This window comes from Actinomadura latina NBRC 106108 (assembly GCF_001552195.1).
Classification (GTDB): domain Bacteria; phylum Actinomycetota; class Actinomycetes; order Streptosporangiales; family Streptosporangiaceae; genus Spirillospora; species Spirillospora latina.
The window spans coordinates 193,216-215,975 of the sequence record NZ_BCQS01000013.1 but is presented as its reverse complement, the minus strand read 5'-3'; the positions used below and the strand labels follow the sequence as shown (position 1 = coordinate 215,975).

25 protein-coding genes are annotated in these 22,760 nt (G+C 72.6%); 17 read left to right on the top strand and 8 right to left on the bottom strand.

Annotated elements, in window-relative coordinates; genetic code table 11:
• Positions 1-50 precede the first annotated feature (50 nt).
• The 6 genes from AL2_RS20310 to AL2_RS20295 all read left to right on the top strand — a co-directional run bounded on the left by AL2_RS20310 (position 51) and on the right by AL2_RS20295 (position 3,650).
• Complete coding sequence (locus tag AL2_RS20310; RefSeq protein ID WP_067635681.1) at positions 51-1,157, top strand: LCP family protein; 1,107 nt, start codon at positions 51-53, stop codon at positions 1,155-1,157.
• A gap of 47 nt (positions 1,158-1,204) precedes the next feature.
• A complete protein-coding gene (locus AL2_RS20305) occupies positions 1,205-1,498 on the top strand; it encodes a hypothetical protein (RefSeq protein ID WP_067635679.1) in 294 nt (97 codons plus the stop codon).
• Between the two features lie 85 nt (positions 1,499-1,583).
• Complete coding sequence (locus AL2_RS38095; protein WP_168444830.1) at positions 1,584-1,742, top strand: hypothetical protein; 159 nt, start codon at positions 1,584-1,586, stop codon at positions 1,740-1,742.
• Positions 1,743-1,913: 171 nt separating this feature from the next.
• A complete protein-coding gene (locus AL2_RS38090) occupies positions 1,914-2,069 on the top strand; it encodes a hypothetical protein (RefSeq protein ID WP_168444831.1) in 156 nt (51 codons plus the stop codon).
• A gap of 44 nt (positions 2,070-2,113) precedes the next feature.
• Positions 2,114-2,602 carry a glutathione peroxidase gene (locus tag AL2_RS20300; RefSeq protein WP_067635677.1) on the top strand — a complete coding sequence of 163 codons (489 nt, stop codon included), beginning with the start codon at positions 2,114-2,116 and terminating at the stop codon, positions 2,600-2,602.
• 115 nt (positions 2,603-2,717) lie between these two features.
• The gene (locus tag AL2_RS20295) at positions 2,718-3,650 is read left to right on the top strand and encodes an oxidoreductase (protein WP_067635675.1); all 933 of its coding nucleotides are present in this window, start codon (positions 2,718-2,720) and stop codon (positions 3,648-3,650) included.
• A gap of 51 nt (positions 3,651-3,701) precedes the next feature.
• Here the strand turns inward: AL2_RS20295 and AL2_RS20290 are convergent, their stop codons facing one another.
• From AL2_RS20290 to AL2_RS20280, 3 genes are all read right to left on the bottom strand, one after another.
• Complete coding sequence (locus AL2_RS20290) at positions 3,702-4,244, bottom strand: methylated-DNA--[protein]-cysteine S-methyltransferase (protein WP_067635672.1); 543 nt, start codon at positions 4,242-4,244, stop codon at positions 3,702-3,704.
• A gap of 74 nt (positions 4,245-4,318) precedes the next feature.
• Positions 4,319-4,768, bottom strand: a complete 450-nt coding sequence (locus tag AL2_RS20285) for a hypothetical protein (protein ID WP_067635670.1) — start codon at positions 4,766-4,768, stop codon at positions 4,319-4,321.
• 39 nt (positions 4,769-4,807) lie between these two features.
• Positions 4,808-6,049, bottom strand: a complete 1,242-nt coding sequence (locus tag AL2_RS20280) for a LeuA family protein (RefSeq protein ID WP_067635668.1) — start codon at positions 6,047-6,049, stop codon at positions 4,808-4,810.
• Positions 6,050-6,118: 69 nt separating this feature from the next.
• On the opposite strand from AL2_RS20280, the gene AL2_RS20275 reads away from it, so the two are divergent.
• From AL2_RS20275 to AL2_RS20260, 4 genes are all read left to right on the top strand, one after another.
• Positions 6,119-7,336, top strand: a complete 1,218-nt coding sequence (locus AL2_RS20275; RefSeq protein WP_083946711.1) for a citrate synthase — start codon at positions 6,119-6,121, stop codon at positions 7,334-7,336.
• Positions 7,337-7,399: 63 nt separating this feature from the next.
• Positions 7,400-7,756, top strand: a complete 357-nt coding sequence (locus AL2_RS20270) for a hypothetical protein (protein ID WP_067635666.1) — start codon at positions 7,400-7,402, stop codon at positions 7,754-7,756.
• Between the two features lie 56 nt (positions 7,757-7,812).
• Entirely contained in the window at positions 7,813-8,142 is a 330-nt protein-coding gene (locus tag AL2_RS20265) for a DUF3817 domain-containing protein (protein ID WP_067635664.1), read from the top strand.
• Positions 8,143-8,216: 74 nt separating this feature from the next.
• Complete coding sequence (locus AL2_RS20260) at positions 8,217-9,140, top strand: bifunctional helix-turn-helix transcriptional regulator/GNAT family N-acetyltransferase (protein WP_067635663.1); 924 nt, start codon at positions 8,217-8,219, stop codon at positions 9,138-9,140.
• A gap of 597 nt (positions 9,141-9,737) precedes the next feature.
• Here the strand turns inward: AL2_RS20260 and AL2_RS20255 are convergent.
• Positions 9,738-10,568, bottom strand: a complete 831-nt coding sequence (locus AL2_RS20255; protein ID WP_067635661.1) for a helix-turn-helix transcriptional regulator — start codon at positions 10,566-10,568, stop codon at positions 9,738-9,740.
• A 103-nt stretch (positions 10,569-10,671) separates the two neighbouring features.
• Here AL2_RS20255 and AL2_RS20250 point away from each other — a divergent pair, with 103 nt between their 5' ends.
• The gene (locus tag AL2_RS20250) at positions 10,672-11,382 is read left to right on the top strand and encodes an SDR family oxidoreductase (RefSeq protein WP_067635659.1); all 711 of its coding nucleotides are present in this window, start codon (positions 10,672-10,674) and stop codon (positions 11,380-11,382) included.
• Between the two features lie 25 nt (positions 11,383-11,407).
• On the opposite strand, the gene AL2_RS20245 is transcribed toward AL2_RS20250, so the two are convergent.
• The 3 genes from AL2_RS20245 to AL2_RS20235 all read right to left on the bottom strand — a co-directional run bounded on the left by AL2_RS20245 (position 11,408) and on the right by AL2_RS20235 (position 13,987).
• Positions 11,408-11,971 (bottom strand): SRPBCC domain-containing protein, encoded by a 564-nt coding sequence (locus tag AL2_RS20245; protein WP_067635657.1) that lies wholly within the window; start codon positions 11,969-11,971, stop codon positions 11,408-11,410.
• Entirely contained in the window at positions 11,968-12,597 is a 630-nt protein-coding gene (locus AL2_RS20240) for a TetR/AcrR family transcriptional regulator (RefSeq protein ID WP_067635655.1), read from the bottom strand. The genes AL2_RS20245 and AL2_RS20240 overlap by 4 nt, the downstream gene beginning before the upstream one ends.
• 85 nt (positions 12,598-12,682) lie before the next feature.
• A complete protein-coding gene (locus tag AL2_RS20235) occupies positions 12,683-13,987 on the bottom strand; it encodes an FAD-binding oxidoreductase (protein ID WP_067635653.1) in 1,305 nt (434 codons plus the stop codon).
• Between the two features lie 159 nt (positions 13,988-14,146).
• On the opposite strand from AL2_RS20235, the gene AL2_RS20230 reads away from it, so the two are divergent.
• From AL2_RS20230 to AL2_RS20220, 3 genes are all read left to right on the top strand, one after another.
• On the top strand, positions 14,147-15,061 hold the full coding sequence (locus AL2_RS20230; RefSeq protein ID WP_067635651.1) for a LysR family transcriptional regulator: 915 nt from the start codon (positions 14,147-14,149) through the stop codon (positions 15,059-15,061).
• Between the two features lie 136 nt (positions 15,062-15,197).
• Positions 15,198-17,597 carry an endopeptidase La gene (gene lon, locus AL2_RS20225; protein ID WP_067635890.1) on the top strand — a complete coding sequence of 800 codons (2,400 nt, stop codon included), beginning with the start codon at positions 15,198-15,200 and terminating at the stop codon, positions 17,595-17,597.
• 122 nt (positions 17,598-17,719) lie between these two features.
• Entirely contained in the window at positions 17,720-18,205 is a 486-nt protein-coding gene (locus tag AL2_RS20220; protein WP_245666764.1) for a VanZ family protein, read from the top strand.
• Here the strand turns inward: AL2_RS20220 and AL2_RS36535 are convergent.
• On the bottom strand, positions 18,202-19,713 hold the full coding sequence (locus AL2_RS36535; protein WP_083946707.1) for a nitroreductase family deazaflavin-dependent oxidoreductase: 1,512 nt from the start codon (positions 19,711-19,713) through the stop codon (positions 18,202-18,204). The two genes, AL2_RS20220 and AL2_RS36535, sit on opposite strands and share 4 nt — an antisense overlap.
• 168 nt (positions 19,714-19,881) lie before the next feature.
• Between AL2_RS36535 and AL2_RS20210 the strand changes: the two genes are divergently transcribed.
• Genes AL2_RS20210 through iolB form a run of 3 tightly spaced genes read left to right on the top strand, consistent with a single transcriptional unit; the run spans position 19,882 to position 22,672 of the window.
• On the top strand, positions 19,882-20,886 hold the full coding sequence (locus tag AL2_RS20210) for a Gfo/Idh/MocA family protein (RefSeq protein WP_067635648.1): 1,005 nt from the start codon (positions 19,882-19,884) through the stop codon (positions 20,884-20,886).
• Positions 20,883-21,818: a 5-dehydro-2-deoxygluconokinase gene (gene iolC / locus AL2_RS20205; protein WP_067635647.1), complete on the top strand. Its 936-nt coding sequence runs from the start codon at positions 20,883-20,885 to the stop codon at positions 21,816-21,818. The genes AL2_RS20210 and iolC overlap by 4 nt, the downstream gene beginning before the upstream one ends.
• Positions 21,815-22,672 (top strand): 5-deoxy-glucuronate isomerase, encoded by an 858-nt coding sequence (gene iolB / locus AL2_RS20200; protein WP_067635645.1) that lies wholly within the window; start codon positions 21,815-21,817, stop codon positions 22,670-22,672. Before iolC ends, iolB begins: the two co-directional genes overlap by 4 nt.
• Positions 22,673-22,760 lie beyond the last annotated feature (88 nt).

Below are 22,760 nucleotides of genomic sequence, written 5' to 3'. Positions count from 1 at the left end.
CATGCGCGGGATGGACGCGCGGCACCCTCCGGGTTGTCTAAGGTCTATCCATGAACGACGGCCGGGCGCATCAGCACGCCGCCTACGGGCGGGACTCGTACGGGGACCGCTACGACCCGTACGACGACCCGTACGCGGGGGACCAGCTCGCCGGGGCGCGGCACGACCAGGGCGGCCCGCGCGGCGGGGCGCCGGTCCGGCGCCGCCGGCGGCGGCGCTGGCCGCGGGTGCTCGGCGCCATCGCGGTCGTGCTGCTGCTGATCATCGTGGGCGGCTACTTCTACCTGGACTCGCGGCTGAAGCGGGAGTCGGTCCTGGTGGACTATCCCGGCCGGGTCGCCGACACCCCGGGGACGAACTGGCTGATCGTCGGGTCCGACAGCCGGGAGGGCCTGACGAAGGCCGACCAGAAGCGGCTCGCGACCGGATTCGCGGGCGGCCGCCGCACCGACTCGATGATGCTGCTGCACTACGGGTCCGGAGGGACGTCCCTCATCAGCCTGCCGCGCGACTCCTACGTCCCGATCCAGGGGCACGGGTCGAACAAGCTGAACGCGGCGTTCTCGTTCGGCGGCCCCAAGCTGCTCGTGCAGACCGTGGAGAAGGCCACCGGCATCCACATCGACCACTACGCCGAGATCGGCTTCGGCGGCTTCGTGGGCGTGGTGGACGCCGTCGGCGGCGTGGACATCTGCGTCAAGGACGACATCAAGGACCCGAAGGCGGGGCTCAACCTCAAGGCCGGCTGCCAGACGCTGAACGGCGGCCAGGCGCTCGGCTACGTGCGGACCCGTGCGTTCGCCCGCGCCGACCTCGAACGCGTGGAGCACCAGCGCCAGTTCTTCGCCGCGCTGATGAAGAAGGCGACGAGCCCCGGGACGATGTTCAACCCGTTCCGCAGCGTCCCGCTGGCGATGAACGCCACCAGCAACTTCCTGGTGGACGAGAACGACCACCTGTACGACCTGGTCCGCATGATGTGGGCGATGAAGGGCGTGAGCGGCGGCGGGGGTGTGACGACGACCGTCCCGATCGGCGGCAGCGGCAGCTCGGCGGCGGCCGGCTCCTACATCACGTGGGACAGGGCCAAGGCGTCCAAGCTCTTCGGCGCGCTCAAGCAGGACCAGCCGCTCCCGCCGGACGTCATCACCAAGTGACCGTCATCACCAGGTGAGGTGACGGGCGCCGCGGCTACAGTCGGACCATGTCGGATGTGACGCCGGACGCCGCGAAGCTGGACGAGCTGTCGTCCAAGGAGCTGTACGAGCGCGCGATGGGCCTCGCCAGGGAGCGGCGGGACGTCGGCTTCCTGTGGGAGCTGCTGCGCGCGATCCCCGCCGCCGCTGCGGCCGCCGGGGAGGTGGACCGCGCGGAGTTCGACCTCTTCCACGGCCTGTCGCTGCTGGAGGAGTTCACGCACGCGGGGGAGGGCGAGGTGGGGGACGCGCTAAGGCCCATGTACATCGGGTACATCACGGAGCATTCCAACCGGACTTGACCTTCTCTTTGCCCGGCCTTGATCTCTGTTCGGCCGCCCCTGGGAAACACTCTGCGTAGGCAAGCGACCGCAGAGGGTGGTTGAAGTGAACAAGAAGCATATGAAGATCGCCGCCATGGCCTTCGTGGCGTGGTACGTCATCAGCAGGCCCGAGGGGGCGGCGAGTCTGGTCAACAACGCCCTGAGCGGGCTCGGCAACGCGGCGGAGTCGTTGTCGCAGTTCATGAGCGCGATCCCGAACTGACGGACGGCTCCCAGGCCCCGTACCCCCGGCGGTGCGGGGCTTCTTCGCGTCCGGGGCACCAAGCGGTGGCGCGCGCGTCACAGTAAAATCGCGCTTTGCGGGCAGACGCGGCTGGGCACAATTGGATCGGGTCAATTGTGTCGCGCGCTACGAACCAGGGACGGCGTACGGATGAAGAAGAACCTCCGCTATGTGGCGATCGCGTTCGTCATCTTCTACTTGCTGAGCTCACCGACGGACGCGGCAGGAGTGGTGAACAACGCGTTCGACCAGCTTGGCCAGGCGGGCAACCAGCTCGCCGCCTTCGTGAACGCCTTGGGCAAGTGACCGGCAGGGGCCGATCGGAGGAGTGATCTCCTAGGATCGGCCTCATGTCTGTCTTCGATGTAGAGATCGAGGGTCTGCGGGGCGGCTCCGCGGACCTCGCGCAGTACCGGGGCACCGCCGTGCTCGTCGTCAACGTCGCGTCCAAGTGCGGCCTCACCCCGCAGTACTCCGGTCTGGAGCGGCTGCAGGAGCGGTACGCGGAACGCGGCTTCACCGTCCTCGGCGTTCCCTGCAACCAGTTCATGGGCCAGGAGCCCGGCACCGGCGACGAGATCGCCGAGTTCTGCTCGGCGACGTACGGCGTCACGTTCCCGATGACCGAGAAGGTCGAGGTCAACGGCGACGGGCGGCACCCGCTCTACCAGGACCTCGTCGGCGTCCCGGACGCCGAGGGGTACACCGGCGACATCCGGTGGAACTTCGAGAAGTTCCTGATCGGCCCGGACGGCGCGGTCGCGGCCCGGTTCGCGCCGCAGGCCGAACCGGAGTCCGCCGACGTCGTCGCCGCCATCGAGAAGAACCTCCCCGCCTGAGCGCGGCCGCGCCCTCCGCTGCGGCGCGGATGTGAATCGCGCCACAGCGGAGTGCGTTGCGCTCTATTCGATGGCCCGTCTAGCTTGTGAGGTCCGACAGGACGTGGAGGTTCCCATGCGCGGCTGGACGGCGAACGACATCCCCGACCTCGGCGGCCGGCGGGCGATCGTCACCGGGGCCAACAGCGGCATCGGCTACCACACCGCCCTGCAGCTCGCGCGGCACGGCGCGTCCGTCGTGCTGGCCTGCCGCAGCGCCGAACGCGGCCAGGCCGCCTTCGACCGGATGAAGGCCGCCGCGCCGGGCGCCGATCTCACGCTCGGCTCGCTGGACCTCGCCGACCTGTCGTCCGTCCGGACGTTCGCGGCCCGGTTCGGCGACGACCCCCTCGGCATCCTCGTCAACAACGCGGGCGTCATGGCCATCCCGCACCGCACCACCGCCGACGGGTTCGAGATGCAGTTCGGCACCAACCATCTCGGCCACTTCGCGCTCACCGGCCTGCTGCTGCCCGCGCTGCGCGCCGGGTCCGCCCGCGTCGTCACCGTGACCTCCGGTTTCGCCTGGACGGGCCGGCTGGACTTCGACGACCTGCAGGGCGAGCGCCGGTACCGCAAGTGGGCCGCCTACAGCCAGGCCAAGCTCGCGAACCTCGTCTTCGCCAAGGAGCTGGACCGGCGCGTCCCCGAACTGACCAGCGTCGCCGCTCACCCCGGCTACGCCGCGACGAACCTCCAGCAGGCCGGCCCGAAGATGCAGGGCAGCTCGCTCATGGAGAGGGCCGCGGGCATCGGCAACGCGGTGATGGCCCAGTCCGCCGCCGCGGGCGCGCTGCCGTCCCTCTACGCCGCGACGGCGGACGTCGAGGGCGGCGCCTGCTACGGCCCCCGGCTGCTCCAGTACCGCGGCGCCCCCGCCAAGGTGCCCACGCCCCCGCGGGCGAACCGCGAGGGCGAGCGCCTCTGGGAGGTCTCCGAAGCCCTCACGGGCATCGGCTACGCGCCCGGCTCAGCCCCCGGATCGCCTGGACGATCGTCGAGGCGGTGACGCCCCCGGCGCCCGCCGGCCCGCGGGTCCGCCGGCCGCCCGCGGGTGAGTTCACGGGGCCCGGGTGATGTCCCAGTCGAGGGTCGCGGGGATCGAGCCCTCCAGGGTGAGGAGCCAGCGTTTGATCTCGACGCCGGAGCCGCCGCTGTAGCCGCCCAGGCCGTTCGACGCGACGACGCGGTGGCAGGGGACGATCAGCGGGATCGGGTTGCCGCCCATGATCTGGCCGACGACCTGGGCGTGGACGCCGGTTCCGCTGCGGTCGCCCAGCTGGCCGTAGGTGAGGACCGCCCCGTACGGGACGGACTCGTACAGCGTCGTGAGGACCTGCCGCTGGGCGTCGGACGTGAGGCGCCAGTCGATCGGGATCTCGAAGCTCTTCAGGTCGCCCGCGAAGTAGTCGCGCAGCGCCGAGAGGACGGGGGCCAGGCGGCCGGGGGCGTCCACGACGGGCAGGCCGGCGGCCTTGGCGGTGCGGGCGCGGGCGCCCGGGGTGTCGCGGAAGTCCAGCGAGACGACTCCCGTCTCGGTCTCCGCGACGAGCAGGCGGCCGAGCACGGTGTCGACCGTGCCGAACGCGAGGGTCTCGGTCATCGTGCGGCGCTCCTTCCCGGTGTGTTCAGCGTCCCATGCGGGACCGGCATCTCCGTCAACACCGGTACGCGTGGTCAGGTTGCGGTCAGGGTGCGGTGGAGGCGGGCGGATTCCTTGACCAGGCGGCTGGAGCCGCCGCGCGCCGCCACGTCCGCGACGTCCGGGATGGCGCCCCTGGCGCCGGTGATCTCGGCCAGGCGGGCGGCCAGGGTGATCATGGACGGGAGCCCGGCCGGGGCGCGTCCGCCCGGCTCGGGGAGGACGTGCGGGAGGGCGGCGGCGAGGATCGTCCACACGCCGGCGTGCGCGCCCGCGTCGGCGGCGGACGTGAGCGCCTTGAGGGTGCGGGACAGCGGGACGCGGCCCAGCGCGACGAGCCTGCCGAGGGCCGCGCCCGGCCCGGACGGCCCCGCGTCCAGCCCGGAGGGCCGTGTGTCCAGCCCGGAGGGCCGTGTGTCCAGCCCGGAGGGCCGTGTGTACGTGTACGACTGCGCGGCCCCGGCCGCCGTTGTGCTGCTCGCCATGCCCGAGAACGTAGAGTCCGCCTCGGACAAATCGCGCGATCAGCTGATCTGGCCCGGGAACAGCAGGGCCAGTTCGCGCGGGTAGGTGCCGATCAGGCGGAGTTCGTCGTCGGTCAGCGGGCTGCTCGTCTGGGCGTTGCACAGCTGGACGAGCTTGAACGCGAGGTCCTCGTCCACTGGCTCGATGCCGAGTCCGTCCATGACGTGCCTGAATCCGGCCTTGCCGCCGTACTCGCCGGTGAGGACGACCCGTCCGGGACGGGTGTGCCAGTCGTCCGGGAACGGGCCGAGGGTCTGCTCGTCGTACAGCTCGTAGTTGCCGTGGTCCTTGAGGGCGCCGTCCGCGTGGATGCCGGACTCGTGCGCGAACGCGTTCCGTCCCACGCCGACCTGGTTGTAGGGGAGCGGCTGGCCGAACGCGTAGCTCGCCCACAGCGCGAACCGCCGCGCCCACGACAGATCGATCGGGTCGCCGATCTCGATCCCGCGCTCCTCCAACCCGAACCCGTGCCGGAACGCGAGGATGGTGGACAGCAGGTCGGCGTTGCCCGACCGCTCGCCGATGCCGTTCACGCACGTGTTGATCCACGCGTCCTGGCCCGCCTCCAGGTCGCCTAGCGCGCCGCTGATGGAGTTGGCCACGGCCAAGCCGAGGTCGTTGTGGCAGTGGGTCTCGACCGGCATCCCTACAGCGGACGCCAGTTTGGCGAAGCGCTCCCTGATCCGGTCCGGGGTGTCGCCCCCGATGGTGTCGCAGTACCGGACGCGGTCGGCGCCGGCCTCCTTCGCGGCCAGGGCGAACTCCTTGAGGAAGCCGTCGTCGGTGCGGGAGCCGTCCTCGGCGTTGACCCCGACGGTCAGGGCCCCGCCCGCCTTGGCAGCGCGGACGGCCGCGACCATCTCGCGGATGATCGCGTCCCGGTCCAGCCGGCCCCGGAACTTGTTCGCGATCATGTAGTCGGACGTCGAGATCGACAGGTTGTAGTGCGCCAGGCCGGTCCCGCCCGCCCGCACGGCGACGGCCTTCTCCACGTCCTGCGCGACGCCCCGGCACCACCCGGACAGCCGCAGGCCGCCGAACGCGCCCGCCTCCGCCAGCGCGATCTGCGCCCGCACGTAGGGCACCTCGTGGAACAGGAACGGGAAGCCGATCTCCGACTGCGCCGCGCCGAGCCGTCCCAGGTAGAAGTTGACCATCGTCTTGCCGAACTTGGACAGCCCGGTCCGGGCCGTCTGGACGCCGTCGCGGTTGGTGACGTCCAGGAAGTGAATCTGAGGCATGCCCACAGATTGACACCGTCGTCTACATGTATCAATATTGATGATAATCAATGTTCAGAGGCAGGGATCGTGGAGAACGAGCAGGTCAGCGGGTGGATCGATGCGAAGGCCGCCGCCGAGAGGCTCGGTGTGAAGCCCGCCACGCTGTACGCGTACGTGAGCCGGGGCGTGCTGCGCCGCAGGCACGCCCCGGACGGGCGCCGCAGCCTTTTCGACGCCGCGCAGGTCGAGGAGCTGGCCCGGCGCGGAAAGCCGCGCCGCCCGCCCGGCCCGGGAGAGCTGGCGATCGAGTCGGCGATCACCGCGCTCGGCGCCGACCGCCCGTTCTACCGGGGCCGCGACGTCCTGGGCATGGCGGAGACCCGCACGTTCGAGGACGCCGCCGCCTGGCTCTGGACGGGCGGCGAGGCGAGCACCGGGCCCTGGCGGCCCCGGGAGGACGGCGTCGCGGCGGCCGTCGCCGCCCAGTCCGGCCTGCCCGGCGGCCTCCTCCCGCTCGACCGGCTCCAGGTGATCGTCGCGGCGCTCGCCGCCACCGACCCGCTGCGCCACCACCTCGACCCCGAGGGCGTCACCGAGACCGGGCGGACCCTGATCTCCGGGCTCGTCGAGGCGCTGCCGCCGGCCGCCGGGCGGCCCGCGGCGGACGGGATCGCCGAGCGGCTCTGGAACCGGCTGTGCCCGCGGGCGCCCGAGCCCGGCGGCGGCCTGCTGCGGGCCTTCGAGGCCGCCATGATCCTGCTGGCCGACCACGAGCTGGCCGCGTCCACGGTCGCCGCGCGGGTCGCCGCGTCCGTGCGCGCCGACCCGTACGCGGTCGTCGCGGCCGGGCTCGGCGTGCTCAGCGGCCCCCTGCACGGCGGCGCGTCCTACGGTGCGGAACGGCTGATCGCCGGGGTCGCCGGCCGGGCGGAGGCGTCCCGGGTGATCGAGGAGCGGCTGCGCGCCGGCGAGCGCATCCCCGGCTTCGGCCACGGTGTCTACAAGCAGGGCGACGGGCGCTTCGCCCTGCTGATGGACCTCGTCCGCTCCGCCGCGCCCGGCCACGAGCGGCTCGCCGCCGCCGAGGCCGTCCTGGCCGAGGCCGAGCGCCGCCGCCTGCCCGCGCCCAATGTCGACTTCGCGCTGGCCGCGCTGGGCGCGGTCGCCGGTCTCGTGCCCGGAGCCGGGGAGGCGGTCTTCGCCGTCGCGCGCACCGCCGGCTGGCTCGCGCACGCGCTGGAGGAGTACGGCCGGCGCAGTCCGCTGCGTCCCCGCGCCGTCTACGTGGGCCCGCCCCCCGCCTGAGCACGGAACCCCCGGCACGGGGTCGGGGCGGCACCGTGCGGAACCGGGGGTAGGCTCGGTGGCGTGCGACGGTTCCTCACCCCAGGCTGGCTCGGGCTGCACGCGCTCGCGATCGTGCTGTGCGGCGCGTTCATCGGCTTCGGCTGGTGGCAGTTCGACCGCGCCCAGTCCGGCAACGACCGCAGCTGGGCCTACACGTTCGAGTGGCCGATCTTCGCGATCTTCGTGATCGTGATGTGGGTCAAGATGATCCGGGACGAGCGGGCCGGCGTCGAGCCGGCGCCCAAGGTGCTGGAGGAGCCCGCCGAGGCCAAGGTCAAGCGGGAGATCATCAAGCAGCACGAGGAAGAGGACCCCGCCCTCGCGGCCTACAACCGCTACCTCGCCCGGCTCAGCTCCGAGAGCCGCGGACGCCGCTGACCCCTGCGCGGCCCCGCCCTGGCGCGTCCGGCCCGCTGAACGAAAGGTGTGCTCCTGTGGAAGGCGCGGTCACCAGGTACCGGATCCTGGCGCTGATCGTCGGCACGCTGCTGGTGCTGCTGACGATCGGGATGGTCCTCAAGTACGGGCCGACCGACATGCCGGAGATGGTGGCCATCGTGTCGCCGATCCACGGCCTCTTCTACATGGTCTACGTGGCGCTGGCGTTCGACCTGTGGCGGCGCACCGGCTGGCCGCTCAGCAGGATGGTGTGGATCGTGCTCGGCGGCGTGGTGCCGCTGATGACCTTCATCGTCGAGCGCAAGATCGTCCGCGAGGCGCGCGAGCTGCCGGCCGCGAAGGCCGGGGCGGAAGCGAGCGTCTGATCCACCTCCGGGACTGGTGCCCGGCCCCTCCCTTCGCATACGTTTGACTCAGTCAAACGTTGGGAGGTCGCGGCATGGAGGTGACCGCCGAGGACATCGGCACGGTCCGCGCGTTCAACCGCTTCTACACCGGCGTCATGGGAGTGCTCGGCGAGGGGCTCGTCCGGTCGCCCTACTCCCTGACCGAGGCGCGGGTGATCTTCGAGCTGGCGCAGCGGGAGGACGCCGAGGTCCTCGCCCTGCGCCGGGCGCTCGACCTCGACGCCGGCTACCTCAGCCGGATGCTGGCCCGCTTCGAGGCCGACGGGCTGCTCGTGCGCGAGCGCGCCGCCGGCGACGCCCGCCGCCAGATCGCCCGGCTGACGCCCCGGGGCCGCGAGGTGTTCGCCATGCTGGACGAGCGGACCGCCGCCGAGATCCGCGGGCTGCTGGACGGCCTGCCCGCCGCCGACCGCGGCCGGCTGCTCGCCGCGATGCGCACCGTCCAGGGCATCCTCGGCGACCGTCCCCGCCCGGACGGCTTCGCCCTGCGCCCGCTGCGTCCGGGCGACCTCGGCTGGGTGGTCGAGCGCAACGGCGCCCTCTATGACGTCGAATGCGGCTGGGACCGCACCTATGAGGCGCTGGTCGCCTCGGTCGTCGCCGACTACGTGCGCGACCACGATCCCGCGCGGGAGAACGCGTGGATCGCCGAGTCGGACGGCGTCCGGGTGGGCGGGGTGTTCTGTGTCAAGCGCGCGGAGGACGTCGCGCAGCTGCGGCTCCTGCACGTCGAGCCCGACGCCCGCGGCCTGGGAGTCGGGGCCGCGCTCGTCGACGCCTGCGTCCGCTTCGCCGCCGGAGCCGGCTACGCCGAGATCATGCTGTGGACGACGGCGCTCCAGCGTCCGGCGCACCGCCTCTACGAGCGGGCCGGGTTCGTCCTGGAGGACGAGGAGCCGCCCGTGGAGCGCTTCGGGGACGTCGTCCACGGGCAGGTGTGGCGCAGGAAGCTGTGAACCGGGCCCGGGGGGCATCCTGCCTCCACGGGCCCGGTTCCGCAGCGATCCCTTACTGCGTCGGCGGCCGGGACGGGGGTCGGACGGAGTTCCGGCCGCCTGTGCACTACCGGCTCGGCGCCGGTTCGTCTGGGGGCTGATTCCCACCTCCCTCCTGGTCCGGCCGGGCGGGCGTGACTCCACCCGGCGGCGGAGGGAGGGCGCCGTGCGGCGCCCGTGAGCCTGGGAGCGGGCCGGTCCGGTACGGCCGAGGACCCGAGGTGTGTCGCCGCGCGCCGCCGCACCCGCTGGGGGACGGGTGGCGGGGGAGGGGGCCGCGAACGCCCTCGGCCGTACGGACCGGGCCGCGTGGGGAGAGGGGCGCGAGGGCCGGCCGGTTTTCACGCTCGGTGCGCGGCATCGGCATCCTCCTCGCTCTCGACCTGGGACTTTGCCGCCCCGAGGGCCTCTCGTTCACCGTGTGTCACGATCTCGTTGCGTTAAGTACCCGCACGTCATGCGCACGTAAACGCGCTCCGCGCAAAGAATCAAGATCACCTTGCGGACTTTGCCCCCGCATTGCCCGCGCGCGGCTCAGCCGACCTTTCGGCCGACCTCTCAGCCGACCTCTTCGGCGGCCATCGCCAGCAGCACCAGGGCATCGTGTTCGGCCGTGCCGGGCTCGGCCTGGTAGACCAGCATCCGCTGGCCGTCGCCCGCGACGCCGAGGATCTCGCTGGCCAGCGTCAGCGTGCCGATCACCGGATGCCGGAACGTGGTCTCCCCGGCGCGCTTGACCAGCACCTCGTGCCGGCGCCACAGCTCGGCGAACTCGCCGCTCGCAGCCGACAGCTCGGCGACCAGCGCCGCGGCGGGCTCGGCGGCGGTCAGCTCGGCCGTGTGCAGATGCGCGACGCTGTTGCGGGCGACCCGGTCCCAGTCGGCGAAGACCGTCCGCGCGGCCGGGTGCAGGAAGGTGTAGCGGATCACGTTGCGCTGCCCGGGCGGCCAGTCGCCGAGTCCGCTCATCAGCGCCAGCCCCTCGGCGTTGGCGGCCAGCAGGTCGTTGACCTCGCTGAGCACGTACGCGGGGCTCGGCCGCAGCGAGTCGAGCATCAGCAGCAGCCCCGGACGGGCGGGCCGCGGCCCGGCGGTGCGGCGGCGCGGCGTCCGCCCCGCGACCCGGTCGGCGAGGCCGAGCAGGTGGGCGTGCTCGTCGTCGGTGAGGCGCAGCGCGCGGGCCAGGGCGTCCAGCACCGAGTCGCTGGGCGCGGTCTCGCGGCCCTGCTCGATCCGGGTGTAGTAGTCCACGCTCACCCCGGCCAGCGCGGCCAGCTCCTCGCGGCGCAGCCCGGGATTGCGCCGGGGGCGCGGCCCGATGGGCAGCCCGACGTCGGCCGGCCCGATCCGCCCCCGCCGGACCCGCAGGAACTCCGCCATCGCGTTCATACCGTCGAGTCTGCCACCGGGCGTCCCGCCTCCGGGTGGCCGTGTCACACCCAGGTGTCCCACGGCCTTCCGCGCCCCGGGAGCACCGGCGCAGACTCGCCGCATGACCGACGCAATGATCATCGGAGGCGCCTCCGGCATGGGCCTGGCCCTCGCCCGGACCCTGCTCACCGAAGGCCGAGACGTGACCATCGTGGGCCGTTCCGAGGCCCGCCTCGCCGCCGCCCGAGCCGACCTCCGGCCCGACCCGGGAAAACTCAGCACGATGCGCGCCGACATCGGCCGCGAGGAGGACGTGGCCGAACTGTTCGCCCGCGTCGAGAAAGTGGACCATGTGGCGATCACCGCGGCGGACGCGACCGGAGCGTACGGCCCCACCACCGACGTCGCCACGGAGACCGCCCGATCGTTCGTGGACACCAAACTGCTGGGCGCCTGGCTGGTCGCCAAGCACGGCGCGGGCCGCGTGACCGGGTCGATCACCTACACCTCGGGCATCAACGCCTACCGTCCGAACGGCTCGAACACGATCGTGGCCGCGGCGAACGGCGCCCTGGCGTCCCTGGCCTACGGCCTGGCGATCGAGCTGGCCCCGGTGCGCGTGAACGTCATCTCACCCGGCTGGGTCGACACCCCCATCTGGGAGCAGCTCGCCATGGACAAGCACGCCGCCTTCACCGACCTGGCCGCCCGCCTCCCCGCCCGCCGCATCGGCACCCCGCAGGACATCGCCCAGGCGTTCACGTCGGTGATGAACAACGGCTTCATCACCGGAACGGTCCTGCACGTGGACGGCGGTCACCGCCTGGCCTGACCTGCGCCGCGCTTCACCCGGGACGCTAGGGGCGGGTTGCGCTGACGCGTTGGGCGAGGGCCTTGTTCATCGCCTGGAACTGCGGGAGGGTGCGGTCGGTCAGCTGGTTCTGGAAGAAGGGGATCAGGACACCGGTGAACCGCTCGCTCTGGGTGAGCCTGACACGGCCGGGGGTGATCGGCTCGATCAGGAAGCGGTGCTCGCCGTCGAAGATGCCGCCGGGGCCGATCTTGCCGATCCAGCGGAGCTCCCGGCCGGGGGCGGCCTCCAGCACGGTCGGGGTGAAGGTGGTGTCCCCGCCGGAGTCGCGCATGACGTTGCGCAGGGTCGCCCCCTTCTCCAGCCGGCCGCTGGAGGAGACGATGAACGGGTTCCACTGGGGATAGGCGGGCAGGTCGCTCAGGACCGTCCACACCTGCTCGGGCGTGGCGTCGATCTCGATCGAGGCGCGCAGGGTGAAGGGACGCACGTTGGTCCAGGTCGCGTAGCCCGCCAGCAGGACGGCGATGATCCCGAGCGCGATCAGCAGGCGGCGGCGCCTCGGGCGGTGCGTCCGGGCAGGGACGGGGGCGGCGGCTGTAGTGGTCATGTCCGCTTCTCCTTCGCGGCGAGGACGCCGGAGAGTGCGGCGTCGACGAGGTGTTCGGCGTAAACGCGGCCGATGGGGCGGCCGGTGATGAGCAGCCGGTAGTACAGGGCGCCGGCGAGCTGGTCGAACAGCAGCTCCGGATCGGTGTCCGGGCGCAGGTCGCCGCGCCGGCGGGCCCGGTCGACCAGCCCGATGACCAGTGCGTTGCGCTGCTCGAAGACCGCGCGGACCAGGGCCCCGATGTCGGGATGCCGCGCGGCCGCCGCGACCAGCTCGCCGACGAGCCCGGACGAGGGGTCGTCCGGGGCGTGGCCGGGCCCGGCCAGTCGCGTCCGGTTGAGCCCCAGCGCGATCTGCTCCAGGTAGTCGACGAGGTCGGCCCGCAGGTCCCCGGTGTCGGGCACGGGAACCTCGTCCTGCATGCGGGCGATCACGGCGATGGCGAGGTGGTCCTTGGTGGGCCAGCGCCGGTACAGCGTGGTCTTGGCGACGGCCGCCGACCTGGCGACCCTGTCCACCGTGAAGGCCGCGTAGCCGTTGGCCAGCAGCTCCTCTTCGGCGGCCCGCAGTATCTGCTCGTCGGCACCGGCGTCGCGGGGCCTGCCACGGCGTGCTGGAGGGGGCACGATTCTCCTTTCGATACGCACGTTTCGTAATTCGACCGTACTCGCCCGGCCGAAATAACGCAACGTGCGTATCGAAAAGAACGCCTCAGCCTTCCACCGGGACGTTGCTGCGGAAGGTGTCGTGCGGATCGTGGTGGTGCTTGATGCGGCGCAGGCGGTCGAGCGCGGCGGCGGCGAAGGCGTCGGCCGCGGTCTCCGCGGGATTGAGGAAGGTGAGGGGTTTGCGGCCGCTGACGGGGAGGGCGTCGGCGAGGGCGCGTTGCCCGGCGGCGACGGCGCGGGCCGTCGCGGGGTCGGTGGGGATGCCGAACATATAGAGGGCGTAGGGCTCGGTCAGCGGGCCGTGCGGGGTATCGGTGGGGCGGGTGAACGCGCCGCCCAGATGCCGGATCTGGACGCTCAGCAGCGGGGCGATGGGTTCGGCGAGCAGTGCCTTGGCGGCGGTGTCGTCCAGGTCGGTGAGCAGTTCGGCGCGCGAGAGGCCGGGGCCGGGCTCGGTGGGTTCGGCGGTGATCGTGCCGAGTTCGGAGACCGCCATGGTCCCTCTGGAGTCGGACAGCGGCCGGGGCAGGCGGTTCAGCGGGGCCAGCAGATCGCGTGCCTGCGCGGCGTCGCCGAGGTGGGCGGCGTCGATGGCGACCATGGGGCCGGTTCCGGGGAAGTGCAGCAGATCCAGCCAGACGGTCAGCTCGTCGGGGGCCGCGGCGGTGATCTGCCGGTAGGCGTCCATCACCTCGGGGGCGTGCTCGGCCGCCCACAGCATCCGGCCGCCGTACAGGCGGGGGGCGGGATGCAGGGCGAGTTCGAGGGCGGTGACGACGGCGAAGTCGCCGCCTCCGCCGCGCAGCGCCCAGAACAGGTCGGGGTCGGTGCCGGCGGTGATGTGCCGGCGCCGTCCGCGGGCGTCGACGACGTCGAACGCGGTCACGCTGTCGGCGACCCAGCCGTGGGCGCGGCCGAACCAGCTCAGCCCGCCGCCGAGGGCGACGCCGGCGACGCTGACGATCGGGGAGCTGCCGGGCAGCCCCGTCAGTCCGTGGGGCGCGGCGGCGGCCTGCAACCGTCCGGACGGCACGCCCGCGCCGATGCGGGCGCGGCGGGCGGCGGCGTCGATCTCCACCGCGTCGAGCCGGGCGGTGCGGAGCAGGACGGCGCCGTCGGTGCGGCCGGTGGCGCCGTGCCCGCTGGGCTGGGTCGCGATGCCCAGCCCCTCGGTGCGGGCGAACCGGACCAGCGCGGCGGCATCGTCGGCATCGGCGGCCTCGACCACGGCCGCGGCCGGCTGCTCGACGGCCAGGTTCCAGGGACGGCGGACGGCGTCGAAACCGGGGTCGCCGGGCAGCCACACCCGTCCCTCGACGGCGGACCGCAGGGTGTTCAGCTCGTTCATCGTCTTCCTAGGGTTCGGAGCCGGAGGGATCAGCCGAAGCCTCCCGTGCGGCAGGTCAGAGTGGTCGTCGAGCGGTTCCACTCTGGGCCGGAGCCCATGGCGGATCAACGCGCCGCTGTGCAACGATCGTCAAGCCGGGCTTAACGATGAGGGGGAGATGTGCTGGAGCGGTATGAGATCGAGGCGCTGCTCACCCTCGCCGAGGAACTCCACTTCGGCCGCACCGCCGAGCGGCTGCACGTGTCGACCGCCCGGATCAGCCAGACGATCGCCAAACTGGAGCGCCGCGTCGGGGTGCCGCTGTTCGACCGAACCAGCCGCCGGGTGGAGCCGACGGCGGCGGGACGGCGGCTGCACGAGCGGCTGCGCCCCGCCTGGGATCAGATCACCGATGCCTTCGAGGAGGCCGTCGCCGCAGGCCGCGGTGTGACCGGCACCCTGCGGGTCGCGTTCGTCGGCGCCGCGGGCGGGCAGCTGCTGGCCGGGGCCGCCGAGCTGTTCGGCCGGCGCCACCCCGACTGCGACGTCCAGCTCCGCGAAGCCCAGATGACCGACCTGATGCCGTGGCTGCGCGGCGGCGAGGTCGATCTCGCCCTGGGCACCTTCCCCATCGACGAACCCGGCATCGCCACCGGTCCGGTCCTGGTGTCGGAGGCGCGCATGCTCGCCGTACCGGTCGGGCACCCGTTCGCGCGCCGCTCGTCCGTCCGCCTGGAAGACCTCGCGCGGACTCCTCTGCTCCAGCTTCCCGACACGCTGCCCGAGTCCCTCCGCCGCGACCGCACCCCCCGCGCCACACCGTCCGGACGACCGATCGCCCCGGGCCCCTCGGCCTCCACCTTCAACGAGATGCTCACCCTCATCGGCGCAGGCCGCGGCGTCTTCCCGGTCGGGGCCCAGGCCAGGCGCTACTACGCCCGTCCCGACGTCGCCTACGTGCCCTTCGCCGACGCCCCGCCCCTGCGATGGGGCCTGCTGTGGCGGGCCGACAACGCCACAGCACGCGTCATCGCCTTCGCCGAGGCCACCTACGACCTGGTCAACGACCCGTCAGGCACAGCTCCCGCCCAATGAACAGCGCGCTGAAAGACAGGTCCCCCGGTGTGATCGCTGAGAGCGAACGTTGCTGCGGAAACAAAAAGTTGCTCCGTTTTCTTGAGTGTGTATGACTCAACTTGAGGTTGGGTCGCCGACGGACTTGGAGCTGAGCATGAGCGAAACCCTGACGCTGCCGGTGCTGCCCCTGGAAGACGGGGTCGTTCTGCCCGGCATGGTGGTTCCCCTGGACCTGTCCGAGAACGGGGAGGTCCGGGCGGCCATCGAGGCCGCGCGGGCGGTGGCCCAGTCCAAGGGGCCGGGCATCCGGTCGGCGGGCAAGCCGCGGGTGCTGCTGGTGCCCCGGCTCAACGGGCGGTACGCGGATGTCGGCACGCTCGGTGTGATCGAGCAGGAGGGGCGGCTGCCCGGCGGTGAGCCGGGCGCGGTCGTCCGCGGTGTGTCGCGGGTGCGGATCGGGACCGGGACGACCGGGCCGGGCGCGGCGCTGTGGGTCGAGGGGACCGTGGTCGAGGCGCCGCCGGTGTCCGGGCGGGCCGAGGAGCTGGCCAAGGAGTACAAGGGCCTGGTCAGCGCCATCCTGCAGAAGCGCGGCGCCTGGCAGGTCGTGGACGTGGTGCAGCAGATCGACGACGCGTCGACGCTGGCCGACAATGCCGGGTACGCGCCGTACCTGACGGACGAGCAGAAGATCGAGGTCCTGGAGACCGTCGACGTGGTCGAGCGGCTGGAGCTGCTGATCGGGTGGACGCGGGACCACCTCGCCGAGCTGGACGTGGCGGAGACCATCCGCAAGGACGTCCAGGAGGGCATGGAGAAGACGCAGCGGGAGTTCCTGCTGCGGCAGCAGCAGGAGGCCATCCGCAAGGAGCTGGCCGAGCTGAACGGCGACCCCGCCGACGAGGAGGACGACTACCGGGCCCGGATCGAGGCCGCGAACCTCCCCGAGAAGGTGCGCGAGGCGGCGCTGAAGGAGGTCGACAAGCTGGAGCGGTCGTCCGACGCCTCGCCGGAGGGCGGCTGGATCCGCACCTGGCTCGACACCGTCCTCGACATCCCGTGGAACGAGCGCACCGAGGACGCCTACGACATCGCGGGCGCCAGGGAGATCCTGGACGCCGACCACGCCGGGCTGGACGACGTGAAGGAGCGCATCGTCGAGTACCTGGCCGTGCGCAAGCGGCGTGAGGACCGCGGCCTGGGCGTGGTGGGCGGACGCAGGAGCGGCGCCGTGCTGGCGCTGACCGGTCCTCCCGGCGTGGGCAAGACCTCGCTGGGCGAGTCGGTCGCGCGGGCCATGGGGCGCGAGTTCGTGCGCGTCGCCCTGGGCGGCGTCCGGGACGAGGCCGAGATCCGGGGCCACCGCCGCACGTACGTGGGCGCGCTTCCGGGGCGCATCGTCCGCGCCATCCGGGAGGCGGGCTCGATGAACCCCGTCGTCCTGCTGGACGAGGTCGACAAGGTCGGCGCCGACTACCGGGGCGACCCGACCGCGGCGCTGCTGGAGGTCCTCGACCCCGAGCAGAACCACACCTTCCGGGACCACTACCTGGAGGTGGAGCTCGACCTGAGCGACGTGCTGTTCCTCGCCACCGCGAACGTGGTGGAGGCCATCCCCGGGCCGCTGCTCGACCGGATGGAGCTGGTGGAGCTGGACGGCTACACCGAGCACGAGAAGGTCACCATCGCCCGCGACCACCTGCTGCCGCGCCAGCTCGACAAGGCCGGGCTGGAGGCGTCCGAGGTAGGCTTCGGCGACGACGCGCTGCGGCTGCTGGCGGCCGAGTACACCCGCGAGGCGGGCGTCCGGTCCCTGGACCGCTCGATCGCGCGGGTCCTGCGCAAGGTCGCCGCGAACGTGGCGTTGGAGAAGGTGACGCTGCCGGTCTCGATCGGCGCGGCCGACCTGAAGGACTACCTGGGCCGGCCCCGGTTCACCCCGGAGGTCGAGCTGAGCCGGGGCGAGCGCCGCACCGGCGTGCCGGGCGTGGCGACGGGCCTCGCGGTCACCGGCGCGGGCGGCGACGTGCTCTACATCGAGGCGTCGCTGGCCGACAAGGAGACCGGCGACACCGGCGTGACGCTCACCGGGCAGCTCGGCGACGTCATGAAGGAGTCGGCCCGGATCGCGCTGTCCTACCTGCGCTCGCGCGGCGCGGAGCTGGAGCTTCCGGTCGGCGACCTGAAGGACCGCGGTGTGCACGTCCACGTGCCCGCCGGCGCGATCCCGAAGGACGGCCCGAGCGCCGGTATCACGATGACGACGGCCCTGGCCTCGCTGCTGTCGGGACGGCCGGTCCGCGCGGACGTGGCGATGACCGGCGAGGTGTCGCTGACCGGGCGGGTGCTGCCGATCGGCGGCCTGAAGCAGAAGCTGCTGGCCGCGTCCCGGCTCGGCATCACCACCGCGATCGTGCCGAAGCGCAACGAGCCCGACCTCGAGGACGTCCCGGCCGAGGTGCTGGAGAACATGACGGTCTTCACCGTCAGCGACGTCCGCGAGGTGCTGGACCTGGCCCTGGAGCCGGCGACCGCCACCGCGGTGGCGGCCTGACCCCGAGCGAAACCCTGGGCGAACGCCCGCGCCGCCCGGCGCGGGCGTTCGCATGCCGCATTACGGACAAGCCGGAACAGGTCGCGCACATAGTCCGTCCCCGGCCGGGGACGACGAGCCGGGTGTTGGTGGAGATGTGGCAGCCCGCGGCGCCGGGTGAGCGGGTCCCGTGGTACCTCGTCGTGTTGCGCGTCGTCGTCGTGCTGATCGCGCTGGGCCTCCTCGGCGTCTTCTTCTATTTCGCGTTCAGGCTCACGCTGACGCCGGTCCGCGACAACGGCCAGGCGGGCGGCAACACCGATCCGGGCCGCTCGCTGCGCTTCTACCTGGACCGCCCCACCAAGGAGGCATTCCTCCAGATAGGCGGCAACCTGGCGCTCCTGGCACCCCTCGGCGTCCTCCTGCCCCTGGTCTGGACGACCCTGCGGGGCCCCATAAGACTGGCCCTCGTGACCGGCATGCTGTCCCTGGCCATCGAGACGGTCCAGGGCCTCCTGGTCATGGGCCGCGCCTTCGACGTGGACGACGTCATCCTCAACGTCGCCGGAGTGGTGATCGCCTACGTCCTCCTGGGCCGCCGCCTGTCCAAGACGCTCCGCGGGGGTTAGCGCGGGGTGAGGCGGAAGACTCTCAGTTCGCGGTGGGCGCGTTCCACGTACTGGTCGTAGACGGGCCAGACGGCGGTCAGGCGGGGCCAGATCTCCTTGCGTTCCGCGTCGTCCAGGAGGTCGGCGGTGACCGGGGTCGTGCGGCCCTGGAAGCTGACCTCGGCGTCCGGGTTCTTGATGAGGTTGCCGGTCCAGGCGGGGTGCTTCTCGCGGCCGAAGTTGGAGCCGACGACGTACCAGCCGCCGGCCGGGTCGGGCAGGCAGGCGAGCGGCGTCTGCCGGCGGAGGCCGCTCACGGCGCCGGTCGTGGTGAGGACGAGGCTCGGGACGAGGAGCTGGCCCAGCATGAACCGGCCGCCGCTGGCCCGGTGGAGCGTCCGGTCGATCGGCGGGACGACCTTGGGCCCCACCTTGGAGAACCATTCGGCGCCCGAGACCCGCTGGAAGACGGGCCCGAAGGTGCGCTGGATGAGAGTCGGCATCGGTTTCTCCTCGGTGGCGAGCCGTCCGGCCCGGCGCGGGTCCAGGTGGCCGCTGCGGGCCAGCCACCGGAGCCCGTCGGCGACGGTCTCCTCGACGGGACGCAGCGTGAGGTCGAGCGCGTCCAGGATGGGGCGGTCGTCGGTCGGCACCAGCGTGACCATGAATTCGGCGGCGTCGCGGGTGAGCGGGTAGTTGAAGCGGCGGACGCGCTTGGCCGCGTCCAAGGCCGACCCCAGCCCCAGCATGACGCGGGACGGGACGCGGATACGGCGGCACTTCACGCCGGTGAGGCGGTCGCACAGGTCGGCGTACTCCGGCCAGGTCAGGTAGTGGCCGCCGAGCACCCAGCGGCTCGGGCCCTGGCGGGCCTCCACGGAACGTGCCAGCGCCTCGCCGAGGTCGCGGACGTCGATGACCGAAACACCGCCGCCCGGCAGGGGCCACACCTTGCCGAGCGCGGCGGCGAGCCCCTCCATCAGGGCGTCCAGTACGGGCTGGTCCGGCCCGCACACGCCGCCCGGGTAGATGATCGTGACCGGCGCGCCGTCCGCCTGGAGGCCGCGCACGTAGCGCTCGGCCGCCAGCTTCGACTTCCCGTAGTCGGTGCGGGGGCTCGCCAGGGCGTCGGCGGCGGTGATGACCGGGCCGGACGGCGGGACGAACACCGCGACCGTCGACACGTGGATCACCGGCGCGAGGCCCTGGGCGACGGCACCGCCGACCACGTTGCGGGTGCCCCGGACGTTCACCTCGACCAGATCGCGGTCGCCGCCGGTCACGTCGATCGCGGCGGCGGTGTGGACGGCGGCGTCGCAGCCGGCGAGTGCCGCGGCGACGGTGTCCGCGTCCAGCATGTCGCCGGTGACGAGTTCGACGTCCCCGGCCGCGACGCCGACCGCGCGGAGGACCCTGGCGGCCTTGCCCGGGTCGCGGACCAGGGCGCGCGGGCGGTGCCCGGCGGCCACGAGGGCGCGGACGGTGTGGGACCCGACGAACCCCGAGGCGCCGGTGACGAAGATCCGCATAGGGGCAAAACTAGCGCTTGGTCCCGGCGGGGCGACAGGCCGGGCCCGGTGTGGCCGCCGCAATTTCGGACACCTGGATCACCGGAAGGCGGACGGCTCGTCATTGACGCCTCTGGAACGGTCCAGCACACTCGGGGCCTCACCTGACCGCCGACCGGGAGGGGATCGATGAGGATCGGACTGGCCGGCGCGGGGCGCATCGGTGCGCGCCACGCCGCCGCTCTCTGCGCACTGCCCGAGGTGGACGACCTGGTCATCGCCGACGCGGACGCCGCCCGCGCGCGTGATCTCGCCGCCCGCCTCCCGTCCCGGGCGCGGGCACTCGACGCCGTCGCCGGACTCTTCGGCGCCGGCCTGGACGGGCTGGTCGTCGCGGCGGCCACCGACGCGCACGCGACCCTGGTGGAGCAGGGCGTCGCCGCGCGCATTCCCGTCTTCTGCGAGAAGCCGCTCGCCTCGGACCTGGATGGAACGTTCCAAACAGTGGAGTCGGCAGCCGCCGCCGACGTCCCGGTGCAGGTCGGCTTCCAGCGCCGGTTCGACGCGGGGAACGCGGCGGCCCGCGAGGCGCTCGCGTCCGGGCGGCTCGGCTGGCTGCACACCGTCCGGTCCTGCAGCTTCGACCCGTCGCCGCCGCCCGCCGACTACGTCCCGACGTCCGGCGGGCTCTTCCGCGACTGCGTCATCCACGATCTGGACCTCATCCGGTTCGTCACCGGGCGCGAGATCGTCCGCGTGATGGCCTCCGGCGCCAACCGGGGCGAGGACTTCTTCCGCGAGTGCGGCGACATCGACACCGGGTCCGCGCTGCTCGTCCTGGACGACGGGACGCTCGGCGTCGTCTCCGCCACCCGCTACAACGCCGCCGGCTACGACGCGCGGCTGGAGCTGTTCGGCTCCAAGGACAGCGTCGTCACCGGCATGGACGACCGGACGCCCGCGACCCCGCTGCCCGAACGGGGCGCCGAGCCGGAACACGCCTACAGCGGCTTCATGGAGCGCTTCTCCGACGCCTACGACGCGGAGATCCGGGCGTTCGTGGACGTGGTGGCGGGTCTCCGCGCCAACCCCTGCCCGCCCGAGGACGCCCTGGAGGCGTTCTACCTGGCCGAGGCGTGCGAGCTGTCCATGCGCGAGGGCCGGATCGTCGGCGCCGACGAGGTACGGCGATGAGCTTCGACCTCATCACGATGGGACGGGTGAGCGTCGACGTCTACCCGGACCAGGTCGGCGTCCCGCTGGAGGATGTCGACTCGTTCGGCAAGTACCTCGGCGGCAGTCCCACCAACGTCGCCGTGGCGGCCGCCAGGTACGGCCGTCGTGCCGCCGTCATCACCCGCACTGGCGACGACCCCTTCGGGCGGTTCGTCCACAAGGCGCTCCAGGGGTACGACGTGGACGACCGGTACGTCACGGCCGTCCCCGGCCTTCCGACACCGCTGGCCTTCTGCGAGATCTTCCCGCCGGACGACTTCCCGCTGTACTTCTACCGCTACCCCAAGGCGCCCGATCTCGAGATCCGTCCCCATGAGCTCGACCTGGAAGCGATCCGTGAGGCCCGCATCGTCTGGGCCACCGTCACGGGCCTCTCCCAGGAGCCCAGCCGTGAGGCGACCCTGCAAGCGCTGACCGAACACCCGGGGCAGACCATCATCGACCTCGACTACAGGCCGATGCTCTGGGGCGAGCCGGCAGAGGCACCGCACTGGGCCGGCCTCGCACTGGAACAGGCCAAGGTCGCAGTGGGCAACCTGGACGAATGCGAGGTCGCGGTGGGGGAGAGGGAGCCGCAGGCCGCCGCCCGCGCGATCCTCGAACGCGGCCCGGAACTCGCCATCGTGAAGATGGGCCCTGACGGCGTCCTGGCCGCGACGCAGCGCGAGACGGTGCGGGTTCCGCCGGTCGAGGTGGACGTCGTGAACGGGCTCGGCGCGGGCGACGCGTTCGGCGGCGCCGTCTGCCACGGCCTCCTCGCCGGCTGGGACCTGCGGCGCCTCATCGAGTTCGCGGGCGCCGCCGGGGCGATCGTCGCGTCCCGCATCGCCTGCTCCGACGCGATGCCCGCGCAGGACGAGGTCGAAGCACTCCTCAAGGAGGCCGGATGAGGTACCACCTGCCCGCCGGCACCGCCGCGGAAGGCCCCTACGGGCTCGTCGTCACGCCCGAATCGGCCGGCTGGGCGCATGCGTCGCTGCGCGTCCTCGACCTGCCGGGCGGTGGCGAGCACACCTTCGGCACCGGCGGGTCCGAGACGATCGTGCTGCCGCTGGCCGGGTCGTGCGTCGTCGAGTGCGACGGCTCCCGGTTCGAACTGGAGGGCCGCGACGACGTGTTCAGCCGGGTCGGCGACTTCGCCTACGTCCCGCGCGACGCGCAGGTCACCGTGCGGGGACGCGGCCGGTTCGCGCTGGCCGGAGCCCGCTGCGAGAGCCGCCGGGAGCCCCGCTACGGGCCCGCCGAGAAGGTGCCCGTGGAGCTGCGCGGCGCGGGCGCGGCGAGCCGCCAGGTCAACAACTTCGGCACGCCCGAGGGGTTTCCGTTCGCCGAGAAGCTGATCGCCTGCGAGGTGCTCACGCCCGGCGGCTGCTGGTCGTCCTTCCCGCCGCACAAGCACGACGAGGACCGGCCCGGCGAATCGGTGCTGGAGGAGATCTACTACTTCGAGGTCGCCCGGGACGGCATGGGCTACCAGCGCGTCTACGGCTCGCCCGGACGCCCGGTCGACGTGCTCGCGGAGGTCCGCAGCGGCGACGCCGTCCTGATCCCGCACGGCTGGCACGGCCCGTCGATGGCGCCGCCGGGCCACGACCTCTACTACCTGAACGTGATGGCCGGGCCGTCCCCGGAGCGGGCCTGGCGCATCTGCGACGACCCGGCGCACGCGTGGATCCGCGGCACCTGGGCGGGTCAGGAGATCGATCCGCGCCTTCCGCTGACCTCGGCCGGCGGACGCCCTTGACGCGCCGCGGCCGCGGCCGCTGCCGAATTGTGAGCGGCATGGGACCCCAGACCACCACCATCTATGGTCAACTCCTCAGAACGACCAT

Bases quoted from the DNA above. Each gene is read 5' to 3' on its own strand.
- AL2_RS20310 (WP_067635681.1), top strand. From the start codon at position 51: ATGAACGACGGCCGGGCGCATCAGCACGCCGCCTACGGGCGGGACTCG.
- AL2_RS20305 (WP_067635679.1), top strand. From the start codon at position 1,205: ATGTCGGATGTGACGCCGGACGCCGCGAAGCTGGACGAGCTGTCGTCC.
- AL2_RS38090 (WP_168444831.1), top strand. From the start codon at position 1,914: ATGAAGAAGAACCTCCGCTATGTGGCGATCGCGTTCGTCATCTTCTAC.
- AL2_RS20300 (WP_067635677.1), top strand. From the start codon at position 2,114: ATGTCTGTCTTCGATGTAGAGATCGAGGGTCTGCGGGGCGGCTCCGCG.
- AL2_RS20295 (WP_067635675.1), top strand. From the start codon at position 2,718: ATGCGCGGCTGGACGGCGAACGACATCCCCGACCTCGGCGGCCGGCGG.
- AL2_RS20290 (WP_067635672.1), bottom strand. From the start codon at position 4,244: ATGACCGAGACCCTCGCGTTCGGCACGGTCGACACCGTGCTCGGCCGC.
- AL2_RS20285 (WP_067635670.1), bottom strand. From the start codon at position 4,768: ATGGCGAGCAGCACAACGGCGGCCGGGGCCGCGCAGTCGTACACGTAC.
- AL2_RS20280 (WP_067635668.1), bottom strand. From the start codon at position 6,049: ATGCCTCAGATTCACTTCCTGGACGTCACCAACCGCGACGGCGTCCAG.
- AL2_RS20260 (WP_067635663.1), top strand. From the start codon at position 8,217: ATGGAGGTGACCGCCGAGGACATCGGCACGGTCCGCGCGTTCAACCGC.
- AL2_RS20255 (WP_067635661.1), bottom strand. From the start codon at position 10,568: ATGAACGCGATGGCGGAGTTCCTGCGGGTCCGGCGGGGGCGGATCGGG.
- AL2_RS20250 (WP_067635659.1), top strand. From the start codon at position 10,672: ATGACCGACGCAATGATCATCGGAGGCGCCTCCGGCATGGGCCTGGCC.
- AL2_RS20245 (WP_067635657.1), bottom strand. From the start codon at position 11,971: ATGACCACTACAGCCGCCGCCCCCGTCCCTGCCCGGACGCACCGCCCG.
- AL2_RS20235 (WP_067635653.1), bottom strand. From the start codon at position 13,987: ATGAACGAGCTGAACACCCTGCGGTCCGCCGTCGAGGGACGGGTGTGG.
- lon (WP_067635890.1), top strand. From the start codon at position 15,198: ATGAGCGAAACCCTGACGCTGCCGGTGCTGCCCCTGGAAGACGGGGTC.
- AL2_RS36535 (WP_083946707.1), bottom strand. From the start codon at position 19,713: ATGCGGATCTTCGTCACCGGCGCCTCGGGGTTCGTCGGGTCCCACACC.
- AL2_RS20210 (WP_067635648.1), top strand. From the start codon at position 19,882: ATGAGGATCGGACTGGCCGGCGCGGGGCGCATCGGTGCGCGCCACGCC.
- iolC (WP_067635647.1), top strand. From the start codon at position 20,883: ATGAGCTTCGACCTCATCACGATGGGACGGGTGAGCGTCGACGTCTAC.
- iolB (WP_067635645.1), top strand. From the start codon at position 21,815: ATGAGGTACCACCTGCCCGCCGGCACCGCCGCGGAAGGCCCCTACGGG.